At 43.5% G+C, this 18,357-nt stretch carries 19 protein-coding genes and 1 pseudogene; 12 read left to right on the top strand and 8 right to left on the bottom strand.

From position 1 onward, the window contains the following. Positions 1 to 48: 48 nt before the first annotated feature. The gene (locus JMW85_RS02145; RefSeq protein ID WP_201580819.1) at positions 49 to 687 is read right to left on the bottom strand and encodes a carbonic anhydrase; all 639 of its coding nucleotides are present in this window, start codon (positions 685 to 687) and stop codon (positions 49 to 51) included. Positions 688 to 1,092: 405 nt separating this feature from the next. Between JMW85_RS02145 and potA the strand changes: the two genes are divergently transcribed. The 5 genes and pseudogenes from potA to JMW85_RS02120 all read left to right on the top strand — a co-directional run bounded on the left by potA (position 1,093) and on the right by JMW85_RS02120 (position 5,753). Beyond that, entirely contained in the window at positions 1,093 to 2,355 is a 1,263-nt protein-coding gene (gene potA, locus JMW85_RS02140) for a spermidine/putrescine ABC transporter ATP-binding protein PotA (RefSeq protein WP_201580818.1), read from the top strand. After that, positions 2,355 to 3,233 carry a spermidine/putrescine ABC transporter permease PotB gene (gene potB, locus JMW85_RS02135; protein ID WP_201580817.1) on the top strand — a complete coding sequence of 293 codons (879 nt, stop codon included), beginning with the start codon at positions 2,355 to 2,357 and terminating at the stop codon, positions 3,231 to 3,233. Before potA ends, potB begins: the two co-directional genes overlap by 1 nt. After that, a complete protein-coding gene (potC, locus tag JMW85_RS02130; protein ID WP_201580816.1) occupies positions 3,233 to 4,063 on the top strand; it encodes a spermidine/putrescine ABC transporter permease PotC in 831 nt (276 codons plus the stop codon). The genes potB and potC overlap by 1 nt, the downstream gene beginning before the upstream one ends. A 93-nt stretch (positions 4,064 to 4,156) precedes the next feature. Then, positions 4,157 to 5,046 (top strand): annotated as a pseudogene (locus JMW85_RS02125) (LysR family transcriptional regulator). A 263-nt stretch (positions 5,047 to 5,309) separates the two neighbouring features. Further along, on the top strand, positions 5,310 to 5,753 hold the full coding sequence (locus JMW85_RS02120) for a hypothetical protein (protein WP_201580815.1): 444 nt from the start codon (positions 5,310 to 5,312) through the stop codon (positions 5,751 to 5,753). 120 nt (positions 5,754 to 5,873) lie between these two features. Here the strand turns inward: JMW85_RS02120 and crcB are convergent, their stop codons facing one another. The 4 genes from crcB to JMW85_RS02100 form a co-directional block, all read right to left on the bottom strand. Then, a complete protein-coding gene (gene crcB / locus JMW85_RS02115) occupies positions 5,874 to 6,245 on the bottom strand; it encodes a fluoride efflux transporter CrcB (protein WP_201580814.1) in 372 nt (123 codons plus the stop codon). Positions 6,246 to 6,301: 56 nt separating this feature from the next. Then, the gene (gene tsaD, locus JMW85_RS02110) at positions 6,302 to 7,360 is read right to left on the bottom strand and encodes a tRNA (adenosine(37)-N6)-threonylcarbamoyltransferase complex transferase subunit TsaD (protein ID WP_201580813.1); all 1,059 of its coding nucleotides are present in this window, start codon (positions 7,358 to 7,360) and stop codon (positions 6,302 to 6,304) included. A 321-nt stretch (positions 7,361 to 7,681) separates the two neighbouring features. Continuing rightward, the gene (locus JMW85_RS02105; RefSeq protein ID WP_201580812.1) at positions 7,682 to 8,191 is read right to left on the bottom strand and encodes a c-type cytochrome; all 510 of its coding nucleotides are present in this window, start codon (positions 8,189 to 8,191) and stop codon (positions 7,682 to 7,684) included. 84 nt (positions 8,192 to 8,275) lie between these two features. Further along, on the bottom strand, positions 8,276 to 8,653 hold the full coding sequence (locus tag JMW85_RS02100) for a hypothetical protein (RefSeq protein ID WP_201580811.1): 378 nt from the start codon (positions 8,651 to 8,653) through the stop codon (positions 8,276 to 8,278). A gap of 408 nt (positions 8,654 to 9,061) precedes the next feature. On the opposite strand from JMW85_RS02100, the gene rpsU reads away from it, so the two are divergent. Continuing rightward, positions 9,062 to 9,277 carry a 30S ribosomal protein S21 gene (gene rpsU / locus JMW85_RS02095; RefSeq protein WP_010195908.1) on the top strand — a complete coding sequence of 72 codons (216 nt, stop codon included), beginning with the start codon at positions 9,062 to 9,064 and terminating at the stop codon, positions 9,275 to 9,277. 141 nt (positions 9,278 to 9,418) lie between these two features. Beyond that, positions 9,419 to 9,868: a GatB/YqeY domain-containing protein gene (locus JMW85_RS02090; RefSeq protein WP_201580810.1), complete on the top strand. Its 450-nt coding sequence runs from the start codon at positions 9,419 to 9,421 to the stop codon at positions 9,866 to 9,868. A 46-nt stretch (positions 9,869 to 9,914) separates the two neighbouring features. On the opposite strand, the gene JMW85_RS02085 is transcribed toward JMW85_RS02090, so the two are convergent. After that, on the bottom strand, positions 9,915 to 11,543 hold the full coding sequence (locus JMW85_RS02085) for a M48 family metalloprotease (protein ID WP_201580809.1): 1,629 nt from the start codon (positions 11,541 to 11,543) through the stop codon (positions 9,915 to 9,917). A 575-nt stretch (positions 11,544 to 12,118) separates the two neighbouring features. Between JMW85_RS02085 and JMW85_RS02080 the strand changes: the two genes are divergently transcribed. From JMW85_RS02080 to thiS, 4 genes are all read left to right on the top strand, one after another. Beyond that, entirely contained in the window at positions 12,119 to 12,574 is a 456-nt protein-coding gene (locus JMW85_RS02080; RefSeq protein WP_201580808.1) for a sulfurtransferase TusA family protein, read from the top strand. A gap of 241 nt (positions 12,575 to 12,815) precedes the next feature. After that, on the top strand, positions 12,816 to 13,679 hold the full coding sequence (gene rpoH, locus JMW85_RS02075) for an RNA polymerase sigma factor RpoH (protein WP_198329691.1): 864 nt from the start codon (positions 12,816 to 12,818) through the stop codon (positions 13,677 to 13,679). Positions 13,680 to 13,742: 63 nt separating this feature from the next. Next, complete coding sequence (locus JMW85_RS02070; RefSeq protein ID WP_201580807.1) at positions 13,743 to 14,120, top strand: DUF423 domain-containing protein; 378 nt, start codon at positions 13,743 to 13,745, stop codon at positions 14,118 to 14,120. Between the two features lie 124 nt (positions 14,121 to 14,244). Further along, positions 14,245 to 14,445, top strand: coding sequence for a sulfur carrier protein ThiS (gene thiS / locus JMW85_RS02065; protein WP_201580806.1), 201 nt, complete (start codon positions 14,245 to 14,247; stop codon positions 14,443 to 14,445). 238 nt (positions 14,446 to 14,683) lie between these two features. On the opposite strand, the gene hpf is transcribed toward thiS, so the two are convergent. Then, the gene (gene hpf, locus JMW85_RS02060; protein WP_045443369.1) at positions 14,684 to 15,052 is read right to left on the bottom strand and encodes a ribosome hibernation-promoting factor, HPF/YfiA family; all 369 of its coding nucleotides are present in this window, start codon (positions 15,050 to 15,052) and stop codon (positions 14,684 to 14,686) included. 428 nt (positions 15,053 to 15,480) lie between these two features. After that, the gene (locus tag JMW85_RS02055) at positions 15,481 to 17,136 is read right to left on the bottom strand and encodes an RNA polymerase factor sigma-54 (protein ID WP_201580805.1); all 1,656 of its coding nucleotides are present in this window, start codon (positions 17,134 to 17,136) and stop codon (positions 15,481 to 15,483) included. A gap of 313 nt (positions 17,137 to 17,449) precedes the next feature. Here JMW85_RS02055 and JMW85_RS02050 point away from each other — a divergent pair, with 313 nt between their 5' ends. Beyond that, the gene (locus tag JMW85_RS02050) at positions 17,450 to 18,346 is read left to right on the top strand and encodes a carbon-nitrogen hydrolase family protein (protein WP_201580804.1); all 897 of its coding nucleotides are present in this window, start codon (positions 17,450 to 17,452) and stop codon (positions 18,344 to 18,346) included. The last annotated feature ends 11 nt before the right edge of the window (positions 18,347 to 18,357 follow it).

The following is an 18,357-nucleotide window of genomic DNA, read 5'->3' as shown; positions in this document are numbered from 1 at the left end:
TGGGTTTTGTAAGAGCGCACACTGGGTGCTACCCATTTAACCGATTAATTAGCTGTCTAAGAAACGTACTTTGCCAGTCTCTAAATCATACTCCGCACCAACGACCAGCAATTGACCACTGTTGGTTAAGTCCTCTAACGCCCGCGAGCCATGTTTGAGCTGGCTAACTGACATACGTACGTTGGCACGGATAGAACGATCAACCAACTCGTCTGCATCGACGTCTTGCCCATTGGCAGTGGCAAGCTCATGCAAGTTATAGACGCTTGGACGGATACGATCGACAATCGACTGTAAGTTGGGTGAGTAGTTTTTCTCAGGGTTGATCAGCGTCTCCACACAAGCTGTGACCGCGCCGCAATGTGAGTGCCCAAGTACAACCACTAACTTCGTACCGAACTTTTCGGCCGCAAATTCAATCGAGCCAATCTGTGAAGGCGCAACGACATTGCCCGCAACTCGAATAACGAACAAGTCACCCAAGCCTTGATCAAATACAATCTCAACAGGTACCCGTGCATCTGAGCAACCCAAAATAATGGCCAATGGATCTTGATCCTTAACCAACTCAGGTCGCCTTTGCATGGTTGGGTCAGTGGTAGTCAGGCTATCTATATAGCGCATATTGCCTTCTTTTAAAAGCTCAAGCGCTTCTTGACCTGTTGTTGGACGTACATCGGTAGGCATGAGAGATCCTTTATTATCAATACTATAAGAGTTATAAACAGCTTTACATACATGTGTTCAAACATAGATTTGCGAATGGCTACTAACCTATCAGGCTCATTATATTTGTTGGCCACAAAGTAATTGTATAGGAATAAAAGCCAAAAAATGGTAAAAAATTTTGTTTAAATGTCATTATACAAAAGCGTGTAGCAATAAAAATATAGCAATAGCTAACGCTGCCATGAAGGTACGACTCGCGTAACTTATAACGAACTTGCACTAATTTAGATCAAGGGTTTGTTATAATACGCGGCCACCAGACTGGGTTTGTACCCATCGCTGATATCCCTATTAAATCACCTTGACGACAGTGTCCTAAATAAATGGCTGTACTGCGATGTCGGACACGTAGGAACAAACATTATGACCAATTCACCGCCAAATACGCAAAGAACCTCTGCCTCATCTCCCGATGACAAGGTACTCTTGCAACTGACTGGTCTAAAAAAAACCTATGATCAAACTGAAGTATTAAAAGACATCAATCTTGACATCAAGCATGGTGAGTTTTTAACGCTGCTTGGCCCATCAGGCTGTGGTAAAACAACCTTACTGCGCTTAATTGCTGGTTTTGAGCAGCCGAACGCTGGGGCAATTTATCTAGATGGCATGCAGATGGCGGGCTTACCAGCCGATAAACGTCCTGTAAATACAGTGTTTCAGCAATACGCCTTGTTTCCGCATATGAGTGTCGCGCAAAATGTCGCTTACGGGCTCAAACTTAAAAAAGTGCCTAAAGATGAGATTCAAACCCGCGTGCGTGAGATGCTGGCCATGGTACAGCTGGAACATTTAGCCAACCGCAAACCACAGGACTTGTCGGGTGGTCAGCAGCAGCGTGTCGCTATTGCAAGAGCTGTCATCAATCGTCCTAAACTGCTGCTACTTGATGAGCCACTATCCGCACTCGATCATAAGCTGCGTTTACAAATGCAATCTGAGCTTAAACGGCTGCAACGAGAGCTTGGCATCACCTTTGTCTTTGTCACCCACGATCAAGAGGAAGCACTATCGATGTCGGATCGTATTGCAGTGATGAAAGATGGCACCTTTCAGCAAATCGGTACGCCTATTGAGATTTATGAAACGCCCGCTAATTTATTTACTGCCAAGTTTATCGGTGAGACCAACTTATTTAAAGCCGAAGTCATAGGGGTTTACCCTGAACAACCAGATCGCGACGGTCGCTTGACCAATGGCCGTATCGAAGTCGAAGTTTGTGAGGCACAAGCGCAAGAGGGCCCGATCACCTTACGCAATCTACGCCGTCCTAATTTTGCTAACGATGTACAAGTGGGCGATATCGTCAATTTATTGCTACGCCCCGAAGATTTACGCATTTATGATCCCAATGATAAAGAACATGGTGGCTTACTCGGGCGAGTGATTGAAAGCAACTATAAAGGCAGCACCTTAGACTCAATCATTGATTTAGCAAACGGTCATATTATTAAGGCCTCTGAATTCTTTGACGAAGATGATCCAAGTTTTGATTACAAGTTAAATGAAGGCGTCAAAGTTTCGTGGGTCGACGGCTGGGAGTGGGTCCTGCCAGAAGACGGTACGCTTAATGAGGAGGCAAATAATCAATCTGCCAATTTAGCGTCTCAAAAGGATAATAGCTGATGGCACGTCATAGCTTGGGCAGTAAAAGTCCTTTTCGTACCGCAACGCTCTGGCTGATTTGGGGCTGGTTACTGATATTTGCGCTATTACCAAATATCTTGGTCATCGCTGTCAGTTTTTTGACCCGCGATACCAGTGCTTTTATTAGCTTGCCTGTCAGCATCGACAGCTATATACGTATGATTGATCCGCTATATTTCGGTGTGTTTATTCATTCGTTATGGATGGCAGGCATCACGACCATCATCTGTTTGTTACTTGGCTACCCTTTTGCCTGGCTGATATCCAAAGCCAAAACGCGCTGGCAACCGCTGCTCATGATGCTGTTAATCCTACCGTTTTGGACCAACTCTCTTGTGCGTACTTATGCACTCAAGTTACTGTTTGCCAATAACGGCTTGATTAATAAATCCCTAATGGCGATAGGTGTCATCGATGCTCCTATCAATATTTTATATACGCAAGGGGCGGTGATTGCTGGTCTGACGTATTTATTGTTCCCGTTTATGGTGTTGCCGTTATACGCTGTATTTACCGATTTGCGCAATGACATGCTACTCGCCTCACAGGATTTGGGTGCATCAAAGACCCAGACTTTTTGGCATATCGTATTACCATTGACGACGCCTGGTATTATCTCAGGGGTATTATTGGTGCTGCTGCCAGCGATGGGAATGTTTTACGTCGCAGACATTTTGGGTGGTTCACGCAATTTATTGGTCGGCAATATCATCAAAAACCAGTTCTTGGATGCACGTGACTGGCCATTTGGCGCAGCCGCCAGCGTGTTATTGACACTGGCAATGGCGGTACTATTACTCGCCTACCGTGCCAGTAGTCGCCGCATTGGCAAGACTGACTTTAATGAGGTGCCCTAATGTCTGATAGTTCACTGAATCATCAACTGAGTAGCTCGACGACTAAAAAAAGATCGTCTATCAAGATTGGCAGCATCGCGGCTAAAGGCTATCTTGGCCTTATTTATACCATGCTGTATTTGCCGATTATCGTTCTAGTCGTCATGTCATTTAATAAATCAAAAATCGGCTATAACTGGGGCGGCTTTAGCTTAAAGTGGTATGAGTCGCTGTTGAATAACCAAGCGATGCTCGATGCATTTTGGCATTCTATTGTATTAGGATTGGTCGCAGCCACCGTCTCAACTTTAATAGGAACATTGACCGCCCTTGCGCTACATCGATATAACTTTCGCGGTAAAGGCTTATTAAACGGGCTGTTATTCGTATTGATGATGTCACCTGAAATCGTGCTCGCCATTTCATTATTGGCATTATTCTTATTAATAGGATTGCAATTAGGCTTTGTCTCGCTGTTATTGGCACATATTACTTTTTGCTTACCGTTTGTAGTCATCACAGTCTTTGCACGATTAAGCAGTCTCGATGAACGCTTGATGGAAGCCGCACGCGACTTGGGTGCCAATGAATCAACGATGGTACGTACTGTACTTATTCCTGTCATTCTGCCCGCAGTGATGGCAGGGTGGCTACTGGCCTTTACTTTATCGCTAGATGATGTGGTGGTTTCTACCTTTGTCACTGGCCCTAGTTATGAGATTTTACCGTTACGAATCTATTCGATGGTACGGGTAGGACTCAAACCAGAGGTTAATGCCATTGGTACGATTTTATTGGTTGCTTCGCTGATATTGGTCATTATTTCTCAGCTATTATTACGCCGACGCTAATTTAGCATCGCGGATTAAGTACTGACTTTGAATGAAAATCAGTGCTATATCGATTATAATGAATTTTTCTCATCTTAGCAGTTAGGTTGTCTTATGCTAGAACTCCGTCATCTCATACCTTAACCGCGCTGCGAGCACACGGCTCACTGGCAGCAGCGGCCGATGAGTTGCACGTCACGGCGTCTGCGGTCTCACATCAGTTAAAAGAGCTGGAAAATTATTACGATATCAGTTTGGTCAATCGCCGAACACGCCCGCTCACTTTTACGCCAGCAGGTAAAACGGTACTGGCATTGGCAGATAGCATCATGCCACAAGTAACTCGCACCAAATCCAACCTCAAGCGCTTGGCCCATGGTCAAGCGGGTAGATTACGCCTAGCTTCTGAATGTCACAGTTGCTTCGATTGGCTCATGCCGATACTCAATCATTACCGCCGCGAATGGTCTGATGTAGAGCTGGACTTTGCGACAGGTTTTGAGCCAGAGCCGCACCACTTATTGATGGAAGGTGATATTGATTTACTCATTACCACCAGCGATTTACCGATAGACGGTATCAGCTATCAGCCGTTATTTGAGTATGAAAGTCGCTTGGTGCTATCGCCCACGCATGATTTGGCGGCGCAGAAAACTATTGAACCAGATGATTTAACCAATGAAACCCTGATTGCGTATCCAGTGGAAGCCAAGCGCCTTGATATTATTGCCAACTTTATGACGCCAGCGCACGTAAGCTTTGATAGCATTCGTACCACAGAGTTGACGGCGATGCTGATTCAATTGGTTGCTAGTGAACGCGGTGTGGCGGCGTTACCTGATTGGGTAGTCGCTGAATACGAGAAAAAAGGCTGGGTCGTCTCGCGCCCATTAGGTACAGGCGTGTATTGTCAGCTATATGCAGCGACGCGCACTTCAAGCCAAGATACCGCTTATATGCAAGGGTTTGCGAGTTTATTAGAGGGTATTGTGAAGCCGGTGTAATATTTCACTATCTACTAAATTATTCCAGTTAAGAAATATCATCCGCTCTCTTACGCTATGACGAGCGTTATGGTAAATAACGGTACACTAGTGAAGGCTCGAATCTTTGGCAGTAGGCTAATGGTATCAAAGTTTCAACTTACTGAAACGATCACAGTGTACTTCATGGTGTACCTACCATACATATTCTATTCGTGTTCGGTGCGCTATACAGGCATCGAACTGCTGACCGTATAACCAAAGATGAATGGATAAAAAAACTAATGCCTACTATAGAAAAAAAGCTGAACCAAGCAGAGATTTTTTACCAAAACTATGAACCAGAGCTAGCTCTTGATATCTTAAATGAAGTAATTTCTGATAGTAATTCAACAGATAGTGAAATAGCGGAGGCTTTAAACCTAAAAGGAATAACTGTAGATCTTGCTCCATATCTTTCGGAAGATAAAGAAAACTACTCTGGACTAATTTTTTTCCAAAAAGCTTTGGAATACGCCCCTTATAATACTAGTATTCTATTCAACGTACTCAATTCATTTTCTTGTATAGACATGATGCAAGACTATACTCAAAAAAACAAAAGTACTTTTATGTGCGCTTATGATGTCTTGAATAATGACTTGTATGATTCTTTAAACGAAGAATCCAAAAGTAATTTGCATAAATTTTCTTCTAAATATCATGAATTTCAAGAGGAACGCTTTTAGGATATACCCTAAGGGAACCAGCTATTTCACCCTGCAAACCTATTAACAGACCACTTGAAATAGACTGCTATAAAAGAACTATTCAAACCAGACCATTATGCGAGTAACATCTATCAAAGCTTATAAAACCAGCTTGAAAAAGTAAAATCCGATAGCGGTTGCTAGTAACGTCAGTCCCACATGTAGCCCGACCAATCCCAAACCTGCTAGTAATTTGCCAGCGTTGATAAAGGCAAAAACTTCTGCACTAAAAGTACTAAAAGTGGTCAATCCGCCCAAAAAACCGGTAATCACAAATAGTCGGACATTGGGCGATAGACCGCTGCCCACGCGCTCAAACCACACCAGTGCCAACCCTATTAATAGTCCACCCAATATATTGGCACTAAGCGTCCCAAGTGGTATCCAGTGGTGCAGCGGATTAAAACGAGCCAACCACGCCCGCAGGCAAGCGCCAATTGCAGCCCCTAGTCCAATAGCAAGCCACTGCATAGTTTATCCTTAGGTTTAATCAAGGTTAACGGAGATAGTATTGAGCAAAGCCGCCTTTACACTGCTGGTAGCTCAGTCATCGGCCAACGTGGCACACAACTCACCGCCAAATCATCAGACTGCCCTGCTTGCAAGCGCTCATAACCGGCATAAGCAATCATCGCCCCATTATCAGTACATAATGCAGGCGGTGCATAATGCACAGTGGCATTTATTTTAGCAAGCTCACTCTCCAAGGTTTCACGTAAATGAGTGTTGGCACTGACACCACCCGCAATCACCAATCGGTTCATTTCTACTTGCTTAAGTGCTTTGACGCATTTTTTCACCAGTGTATCGACGACTGCATGCTGAAAGCTGGCGGCGATATCAGCACGAACTTGCGGATCACTATCAGAGCTATTCCCTGAGCCTCCTGAACCATCTGTGTCTTTAATAAGATTATGCACGGCCGTTTTCATACCACTAAAGGAAAAGTCTAAGCCGCGATGTAGCATGGGTCTTGGCAAATTGTAAGCATTTGAGTTACCTTTTTCAGCCAATTTAGCAATATTGGGACCACCCGGATAAGGCAAACCTAGCATTTTGGCGGCTTTATCAAAGCACTCACCTGCGGCATCATCAATCGACTCACCCAATATTTCATATTGCCCAACACCACGTGCGGCGATGAGCAACGTATGACCACCTGAGACCAATAACGAAACAAACGGAAAGGCGGGTGGATTGGCCCCCATCAGTGGCGCGAGCAAATGTCCTTCCATATGATGAATACCAATAGCAGGGATATCCAAGCCATATGCCAAACTGCGCCCAAATAATGCGCCTGTCATCAAAGCGCCAATCAGTCCGGGTCCCTTGGTATAAGCAATGGCATCAATCTCGCTTTTTTTCACATTACACTGCTCTAACAACTCATTAAGCAAAGGCACCAACTTGCGAATATGATCGCGGCTTGCAAGCTCAGGCACAACGCCACCATACAGTGCGTGCAGCTCTATTTGTGAATACAGGACTTGTCCAACCAGTCCTTGATTGTCACTATTCACTTGCTCACTGTCAAAAATCGCCAGACCTGTCTCATCACAAGAAGTCTCTAAACCCAATACTTTCATATTTTTGCCTTTATCATACTTTGGTCTGCGTATTATTTTTTACAACGTTGCCATCTTTTAGGGCGTGTATTCTTTTTAAAAATGCTGATAAAAACGAGATAAATTATCATTAAACAAAGAAAGTAACTTATAAATATCGAGATATTAATAAGCACTTTGGACAATGTTTAGTAAAATTTAGCCCATTTAGAGGTCAGTCGATTGAATTGAGGACACGCCCTAGTATCTGCCAAAAAACGTGCATAAAAAAACCGCCATTGTCAGTCACAATGACGGTCAGTTTAACAAATTTCAATGGTCAATATATCTTAATATATCCTATCAGCTAACGGCTTCAATCATGTAATCTACAGCCGCGTGAACTTGGGCTTCACTGACCTGATCAGTGGCTTGGGCTGGCATCTTATTAAAACCTTTTGCCGAATGCATGTGCAGCGTCTCTGTGCCTTTGGCCAAACGCGGCTCCCACGCTACTTTATCACCGTATTTCGGCGCGTTCAGCAGCCCTCCTTCATGACAAACTTTACAGTTAGTCTCATAAAGCTTGGCTCCTGCATCCGCAGCCAACACTTCTGGCTCAGCAGAGATTTCCTGCACTTGCTCGTCTTCAATGACCGTCGTCTCGGCATCTGCCACAGGTTCCGGCGTAACGACTTCAGGTTCGACTATAGGCGATTCTTCTACCACTATAGCTTTATCGGCAGGTTCATTGACAGTGGCAGAATCTTCAACTGCTGTATTGTCACCACTACAAGCAGTTATTGATAATAGTGCACTCAAACTGATTGCAGATAAGGTCAGTTTATTCATACGCTGCCGTTTATTCATCATGATCACACCTCTATTCGATATTTCATGTTGGCGACTGTTTATGACAGCGCATAAATTTAAAACGTATCAAAACACAAACCGTTATTAGTTCGTAGCTGGTGCAGCGTCAGCAGTAGGCGTTGCCGCCGTATCAGCAGCTGGCATATCTGCACTATCAGCGACAGACGCATCAGTTTCCGCGCTGTCCGTTGCAACTGGCATATCAGTAGCAGTTGTACCTGCTTCAGCAGTTGCAGCACCATCTACAGTGCCAGCAGCTTCAGTTACTGGCGCTGGAGCCGTTTCTGGGAATTCCATCTTTTCGGCTGGTGGTGCCTTTTTAAGCGCGAGTTCAGCGGCTTCATCAACGCGATCTTTTGCCAATACTTCATGATCTTCCCCGCCACCACACGCGCTCACACTCACACCCATCGCCATGATAAGTGCCGTACTCATAACTGTGTTCAATACTGTTTTTTTCATTCCAACATCCTCAATAAAATGCGCATAAAATGGTTAATATGCTGACTATCATATGCAAATTATCATAGCATAAACTCCAGCCAAACCGTTATAGACAGTAGGGTTTTTATTTATAGTGATTTTATACTTTGTCTTTATAGATTCATTGAATCTGGATCAAAAACATGCATCCTAATCACTTTTCTAATTGTCTCTTCGCATTACGTCTTGCAACTTAATGATAAATATGGATTAATGTGTTAAAATAATTGACTTTATTGCTATTTTTTATTAAAATACCTGCCCTTGTGCTCATGCGCAAGATTATCCTAGTTTGAGCTGATGCCTGTAATCTTGAGATATTACGGCTAAATACTAATACACAGCCAAACTAATGCCCTTATATCTCATCCTAATCGAGGAGTCTTCATGCCTGCAGTTAAGGTTAAAGAAAACGAACCAGTTGACATCGCTATCCGTCGTTTCAAACGTGCTTGTGAAAAAGCTGGCGTATTATCAGACGTACGTAAGCGTGAGTTTTATGAAAAACCAACGCAAGTACGTAAGCGTAAGAAAGCTGCTGCCGTAAAGCGTTATAAGAAAAAATTACAACGCGAAACTATTCGTACCACTCGTATGTACTAATCGACAAGTCGATTAATCAAGTACAAGTGCTACATTAACGCCACTGTTATCCATTGATATCAGTGGCGTTTTTTATGCTACAATTTTTATTATTACTAAAAAATTTGAACAAATAATTCTTCACAAATAAGGATAATAACAATGAGCCAACTTAAGCAAACTTTATCAGACAATGTCAAAATTTCTATGAAAGCGCGTGAGATTGAGCGCGTTAAAGTCTTGCGCAACGTGCAAGCCGTCATCAAGCAAATTGAGATTGACCGTCAAATTGAGCTTGATGATGCGCAAGTATTAGAGATATTGCAAAAACAGCTCAAACAGCGCCATGAGTCATTGACTATTTTTACCGAAAACAGTCGTGATGATCTGGCCACCAAAGAGCAGTTTGAGATTGATATCATCAATGAGTTTATGCCAAAACAAATGGATGATGCTGAACTTGCGGCGTTGGTCAATGCAGAAATCGCTGCACAAGGCGCAACGTCTATGCGTGACATGGGCAGTGTGATGGGTGTATTAAAGAACAAAACCGCAGGACGCGCAGACCCTGCTCTTATCTCTAAGCTAGTAAAAGATGCGCTGCAAGGCTAGACATAGTGTCATCGAAAGCCAATGACACCATTGTAACCATAACCGCCTAAGGCTCAAAGTCTTTGGCGGTTTTTACTGCTTTGATTTCTGCATTAATATTGGCAAGTAATGGGCGGGCACTACCGGCTTGAGCCGTGGTTTGAAGTTTTTCCGTTAGTTGTTTGGCTTGGGTCAGTGACGTCAATGCACTCTCATAACGACCACTCCATAGCTGGTCATGACTACGATAGCGTAGCGCGTTAATGGTGGCAATACTTTTCAGCGACGCAGAATCAGTCGTTTTTGCCAGTTTTTCATTGGCCAATTGCAAGGTCTGCCACGCATAACGATCGCTTGGCTGCTGCTCGGTCAGCGGCTTGAGCAGTGCTTGGGCTTTGACCGGCTGATTACTATTAGTGAGCGCTTCTGCCAAATAAAGACGCAGATCACGACGCTCAGGATACAGACGCTGCTGGCTGGCTAATATGTCTGCTGCTTGTGACCATTTATTCTGTTCTGTTAAAATTTGGCTATGAGTAATCGATAGTAAAGGCTCTAAATTTTGACGTTGCGTAGGCGGTAGTCGATTAATTTCAGCCAGTACCTCGCTTGCCTCTGTAAAACGTTGCTGTTCGCCATACCAATTCATCAAAGCCAATTTGGCGCCTACGCTATTTTTAGCAGCCGTCGTTAGGACGGTCTCTGAGGCATGTTTGCCAGTACTTTGGACACGCCAGTAGAGCAAATCAAATAAAGACTGATGACGCTGCTGTTGGTTTAGGGGCAATGAGGGATAATGCTGTGCACGACTTTGTGCTTCACTTAAGCGCTCGTTACTCAATGGATGCGAGCGTACAAAGCTTGGTAAAAACCGATTCTCAATTTGATTGAGCTGGCTGCGTTGATTCATTGTGGCAAAAAATCGTGGCATTGCCCTTGGATCATAGCCTGCTTGGGTCATTATTTGCATACCCACACGATCGGCCTCGCGCTCATTATTTCGACTAAATGCCATGGTACTATTCATCGTTGCCGTTTGGCTGCCCATCATAACTGCCGCCGCAGCATCACCATCGACCGCCGATGCTGCAATCGCCGCTAGCATACCGCCTATCTGCATCAGCAAAGCCTTTTTGCGCTCATCAGCACCACTCTCATAATGGCGCTGACTGATGTGAGCAACTTCATGCGCCACCACACTGGCAAGCTCATCCATACTGCTAGCGGCCAGAATCGTCCCTTTATTGAGTCCAATGACCCCACCTGGTGCTGCAAAGGCATTGATACTTGGGTTATCAATGATAACCAAACCCATCGGCGCTTGCTGCCTTGCTTGCGCATTGAGACGCCAAGTCATGTCTTTGACCGTTTCTTGAATCCAAGGATCATGCTCCATTTTGATACGACCATTGACGTTCCGTAACGACCATTCGCCGAGCAATTTGTTTTGATATTGCTCAGCGAAGCTCAAGCCTTGTCCACGCAAATTGGGCAGATTTAGCTCTTCTGAGCCTGTGGTTTGCCATGAATTATAATTGGATGCCATCACTTTGCTGCTCGTATTAGCATTATTAAGACTATCCTCGCTCATGGCAGCAGTGGTCATCGTCATTAGTACCGCCGACAACGCCAATTTAATAGCGCTCGATAATGCCATCGAACGCTCGGCACTTTTACATTTTTTTTCCTGGGTCATGGGCGCATTACCAAGTATCGATTGTCTATTAAAATGGTTCAAGTACGTATCCTATGCAAGTGAGTAATGATACTTTTTTTGAAGTAAGGTGTTTTTGAAGTAAGGTGTTTTTGAAGTAAGGTTTTTTCGACTGATTTTTTGACTAAACGTTTTTCGACTATACGAGCTTGCTGATATAAGGTCAATTCTAGTCTGCATTCGACTACCAATAACTCAGCTGTCCGTCACTATTGTGCAACATGGCTTTAGTCAATCCCCTATAAAATGGATATGGTGTCAGGCGCGCTTAGTCTACTATTTTTAGTACTTTTGCTCGCCTTCCTTGTATCTAAATTATCTTGAACAAACTATATGTGATTCTAATGAACTGAATGTGACGTTGATTATATTCAACTTCAACTACATATCGGCTATTTGGTATAATGGCATTTCATGATTATAGGGTCTGGCCACTGCCGAGTGTCTTTTATGAATTACAGGCACTGTCATTGTCATTGTCATTGTCATTGTCATTGTGTGTTTGCGAATGTTCAATACAATTTAGTACAAACCAAAATATTTATAAGGTTTATTTTATGTCTGCTGATCGTCAGTCAACCACCGTATATTCGCCTTATTCTATAAACTTATCAGCAGATTTGTCTGATACTGAGCAGCAATACATCAACAACCTGTTAGACTTGTTACCAGCGCATACTGTCACTACAGATCATGAGGCGAATGAAACGCAGCCTATTCATGTTCAACGTTTCGTTGATGGTCGCGGACTTGCTTGTCCAATGCCGCTGTTAAAAACCAAAGTAGCACTACGTGACGTCACAGCTGGCGGTTCATTATATGTGGTCGCAACTGATGCCAACTCACAGGCTGATATCACCGCTTTTTGTCAACAAAGCCAGCAAGCAAATGCCGCAAGTCAACTGCGATTAATCGTTAATAGCATGACGGATCAGCCATCAGCGGATAGCTTATCAGCACAGCGTTTCGATACAATATATCACTTCATCATTACTAAAACTGATAGCAACTAAGTGTCGCTATCCTTTACAATTACAACTATAAAGATTTTTATCTGACTATTTGCGTCACTATTTAATCAAGGTCAAGAATATGGCTAATAATTCTACTGATACGGCAAAAACGAATAAAAAAGATGAGGCAGCTCCTATAAAAAACGAAGCACGTGATGCCGCATTAAAAGCTGCCGCCCAACGTCCACCTTATGATGCGAGCGCCTTAGGCGACACTAGCACCCGTGACTTAGTGCCAGCGATGCCGACTCATTTGTCAGCACCTGGGGTCAATTTGGGCGCTTATATCAACACGGTGCACCAAATTCCAATTTTGACACCAATCCAAGAGCAAGAGCTGGCACATCGCTATTATGACGAAGGCGATGTAGAAGCAGCACGTCTGCTCGTGATGTCGCACCTGCGTTTTGTGATTCATATTGCCCGCAGCTACTCGGGTTATGGTTTGCCGCAAGCAGACTTAATCCAAGAGGGTAATCTGGGACTAATGAAGGCTGTAAAACGCTTTGACCCGAATAAGGGTGTGCGTTTGGTGTCATTTGCTGTGCATTGGATTAAAGCAGAAATTCATGAATTTGTGATTCGTAACTGGCGTATTGTCAAAGTCGCGACCACCAAAGCGCACCGTAAATTGTTCTTTAACTTGCGTAGTCTCAAAAAAACCAACAACCAGCTAACGCTAGAAGAGGCTGATGCCATTGCCAAAGACTTAAATGTCACACGCAAGCAGGTGTTAGAAATGGAATCGCGGCTTACCTCTTATGATGCCTCGTTTGAGGCGCAATCTAGCGATGACGACGATGGACGTTATGCACCGCAGCTATTTTTGGAAGATGGTATCGATCCTGCCGAGCAGTTAGAAGAAGCCGATTGGGAAGAAAGCAACTCATCTGCATTGATCGCGGCAATGGATACCCTTGATGAGCGCTCACGCGATATCGTGGAGCAGCGCTGGCTCTCTGAGCAAAAATCAACCTTACACGAATTGGCAGCCGTCTACTCTATCTCAGCAGAACGCGTACGCCAAATCGAAAAAAACGCCATGGACAAAATCCGCGAGGCAATGACCATTGATAGCGTTATTTTGCCAGACGATATTCAGTAGCAATTACCTATCAGTAGTGCCTGTCTTTCACCAGCGGTATTTTTTAGATAATACGAGTTTGTCATGTTAAATTGGATAGGAATTGCAGCGATCAATATGGCCATCGCCGTCGCTTTAGGGGCGTTTGGGGCGCATGGCCTAAAAAACATCGCCAGTGCTCAACAACTCGAATGGTGGCACACTGCAACACTTTATTTTTTTATACATGCGCTGGGTTTATTACTGGTTGGTCTGTTTATTCGCATGAAATATGCTACTCAAATCACTGCATGGCTATTACAAATTGGCATTATCATATTTGCTGGTAGCTTATATGCGATGACACTTGGCGCACCACTTTGGTTTGGCGCGATCACGCCTATCGGTGGTGTACTAATGATTGCAGGTTGGCTATGGCTAGCATTGTCATCATTTAAGATGAACAAATTGGTCGCAAAATAACCAATCGATCAAACAATAAGTAAGTTGCACTCTATAGCATATCCCCATTTTGAAAATAGAGATAAAAATGAGGACACGCCTTAGTACGCACAAAAGGATAAAAAATCATTAAGGAGTATATTTTATGAGTACCATTATCGTTAACGGTAAGACACTACAGACTACCCATCAGACCGTGCAATTGGTCATCAATGAGCTTGGTCTTAGCCAAGGTCGTTACGCAGTAGAAGTCGATGGCGACCTGATTCCAAAGAGTGAGCTTGCTCAATTAAGTATCGCTGAAGGTATGAATATTGAAGTGGTACAAGCAGTCGGTGGTGGCTAATTTAGCTAAAATGATGATCTGTTGATTTGAAAATGAATGTACTTAAAGAAATGTATTTAAAGATGAGTTTTTAAAAAATAATTGCTCATAAAAAAGACCTCAACGTAGCAAACGTTCGAGGTCTTTTTCCGTTTTAGGCAATGTCATTTAGAGATATCTAAAAATGCGGCTATTTATACTATATATTATTTCATCAGCCAGTAATCATTAACCTTTAAATATCCTAAACTCTATAACATTAAACTGCTGGAGCAGCATCGTCTGTCATCAGCTCTTCATAGCGTCCGTCACGCCCAGCACCCTGAGTCTTTTTGCTCTCCAACTTGGTTTTGTACTTGCGTACTTGTCTATCAAGTTTGTCTGCCATCTCGTTAATGGCTTTATACATATCATCGTCAAGCGCTTGGACAAACATCTCTTTACCCGAGACTCGCATAATCGCTTCAGCCTTATGGCTCTTTATAGCACCGCTGTTATCTAATGATAAAATGACTTGAATACTTTGAATTTGATCAAAATGACGACCAATTTTATCAAGTTTTTCTTGAACAGCTGCGTTCATAGCGTCGGTAACACTGATATGGTGACCACTGATAGAAACATTCATATTGTTGTCCTTTTATTATGACTTACATTGTTGCCTACGTTGTTGCTTGCGTTGTTACTTACAATCAACAGATGAGCCAGCATTCCTGCTTTTTCACCCTGCCTTACCAACAATGAATGGTGTATCTTTATTAATGAGCGCCTTTAGTAATCGATGCTTTTAGCAAAAATCGAACGTGTCCTTTCGTTGTCATTTTGATTAATGAGATAAGTAAATACGCTAAATCGACACTTAGATTTCGTTGTTGGTACGACTCTAATTTGTCATGAATATCGAATAGTAGCAAGACAGTAAAGTGTAATTAAATGTAATAAAATCGGTTGTTTCCTAAATGTTTCTATATAATCAGAAAATTTTATTTTTTATATTTATCAAGAAATATATTAGCGATAGCACTATTTTTCTCTTAACTCATTGAATTGTGACATTTAATATTTCTGTTTGCGCTGAGTAGACGAGCCAATATTCATTGCTTCACGATATTTGGCCACGGTTCTTCTAGCGATATCGATACCTTCGGATAATAAACAATCTTTTATGCGACTGTCAGATAATGGCTTTTTGGCATCTTCATCGGCTATCAGTTGCTTAATCATGGCGCTAATGGCAGTCGATGAAATATCACCGTCGGTACTGCTGACATGAGATGAAAAGAAATGTTTGAGTGAAAATAATCCCTGCGGCGTCAAAATTGTTTTACTGGTGGTTAGACGTGAAACGGTCGATTCGTGCAAATCCACTTCTTCCGCAATGGCTTTTAGGATGAGCGGTTGCATGGCAGTCGCGCCATGCTGCAAGAACTCTTGCTGATAACGCACAATACTGGTTGCCACTTTTAATAAGTTTTGATTGCGCTCTTCAATACTACGAATAAACAAGCGGGCATCGGTGAGGTTTTCACGCAGATATTGATTGTCGGGGCTGTCATCACCGCGCTTCACCAAATTGGCATATTCTTGATTGACTCGCAGCTTTGGCATGGTGTCAGGATTGAGGCGCACATTCCAGCCGTCCTCTTGCGTCGATGTATCTGAACTCGTCTGATTCTGATGGTGACGTATAGGCGTGACCAAAACATCAGGAATATCATAGCTGGCTGGCGACTGAGTATAGTCTGGTTGGCTGCTTTGAAATAGTAGGCCAGGTGACGGATTCAAGGTACGCAGTAAGTTAAGCGCGGGGGTAATCTGTGCAGGCGCGAGTCCAGTCCGCTCAGTCAATGCTTTGATGTTATTGCTCACCAAATGCTCACTGGCTGACAATAATGCTTGCGCTTCTTTTAGATGGTCAGTATTTGCATCGAGCTTGGACAACTGAATCGCTAGGCACTCACTGAGATTTCGCGCCCCGACACCCAGCGGATCGCAAGACTGAATAACCCGTAAAACAGCCATGACTTCATCGTGCTCAACAGATTCATCCCATTGATAAAAACTTGCCATGGTATCGAAGCTTTGCAACAGCTCATCGATATCAAGCCGCACAAAACCCATGTCATCCATAGAGTCTATCAGATAGGTTGCAATCAACATGTCCGCTTCTGAGAGATGCTTGAAGTTCAGCTGCCAGCGCACATGGTCTTGTATGGTGGCAGAAGTGCCGCCTTGATAACTATCAAAATCCTCGTCACTTTTGCTCCCCGAACTGCTCGGCGTAGATGCATAGTTGCTGTTATCAGCACTATTTTCAAAGCTACTATAGTCGTCACTATCCATCGTATGATTGTCTATGGCACCATCATCGATACTGGTTTGCTGTAATTTTTCCAAGCTGTCACTAAAGTCTTCATCTTGTTCAGAGTTGTGGGTATTACTCTCAGAGGTTACGCTAAATGAATCAGTATCAGTACTCTGGTTCCAGCTATCAAGTGTCAATGACTCATCTACTCTATCGCCGCTGCCATAATCGTATTCATCTTCATCATCCTCAATACGTTCAAGCAATGGATTACTATCCAGCTTGGCCTGAACCTCTTGCGCAAGCTCAAGACTAGAGAGTTGCAGCAATTTAATGGCTTGCTGCATTTGCGGGGTCAGTTTTTGTGAGGTGCTCAGCGTGGTCGCCAATCCGAAAGACATACTCATGGGTGGCTTATTACACTCCGATACTGGTGATAGTCTATATATGTTGCCACTTAAAGTAGCGATTTAACGTTATCAGGACATGACGATAGCATTTTTCGTGGCAATTTTGCTATGATAATTTATAGACGGCCCAATACGCTTATTGCTCTCTACTTATAAAACTCTATAAATTTGACCGTTTTAGCATGAACTGCCAAACAATAAACAACCAAATCTTGTTGATAATAATAAGGCTATATAAAAAATACAAGGTACATGACACAAAACCTTCGAGCCAATTGAACCACTCTTAACATTAACCGAGAATAATACGATGAATGACCAAGCAAATAAACCACACCTTGTCACTGCTGCGATTCAAATGAATAGCCAGCAAGACATCGAAAAAAACCTAGCGGCTATAAAATCTGCCATCAGCGATGCCAGTCATCAAGGTGCTCACCTTGTTGTCTTACCTGAAAACTGTTGTAGCATGGGCAGACAGTTTGCTACGGCAGAGCGATTCGATGCGCTGTCAGCGACGATAGCAGAGTATGCACGTTCCTACGGTATTTATGTACTGGCAGGCTCCTTGCCCTGTCCGTACCGTCCTGATGGTGTCATCGTGCCTGACGGTAGATTGCGTCAAGTGAGCCTATTATTTGCCCCTGATGGGACGCAGGTCGCTCGCTATGACAAGATTCATTTATTTACCGCGACAGTGGCTGACAAACAAGGCAGCTATAATGAAGCGGCGACGTTTGAGCCGGGTACACAGACGGTGGTCGTACCCATTGAAGTTGATACAGGCATTTATCAGCTAGGTATGATGGTGTGTTTTGATTTGCGTTTCCCTGCATTGGCGCAGCGCTTACGCCAAGCAGGTGCGGATCTGCTCAGTGCGCCGTCGGCATTTACCTATCTCACTGGTCAAGCGCACTGGTCGCTGTTACTTCGCGCACGGGCGTTAGACAGCCAGTGCATGGTCATTGGCGCGGCACAAGGCGGCGACCATGTTTATAAAAACGGTGATATCCGTCAAACGTGGGGGCATACCACTATCACAGCTTTTGATGGCACGATTATTAACAGCTATGAGGATAGTGAATTAAACAACGCTATTCATAAAGATAATAAAAATTATGCTTTGATTTTGGCAACCTTAGATAAACAGACTCAACAGCAAGGCCGCCAAAAAATGCCCATTTTTGATTGTCATCGTTTGGCGTAAGTCAATTTCAA

Origin of the sequence: Psychrobacter glacincola, from assembly GCF_904846075.1 — a bacterium.
Taxonomy (GTDB): Bacteria; Pseudomonadota; Gammaproteobacteria; order Pseudomonadales; family Moraxellaceae; genus Psychrobacter; species Psychrobacter glacincola_C.
This window is presented reverse-complemented; position numbering and strand designations above follow the sequence as displayed.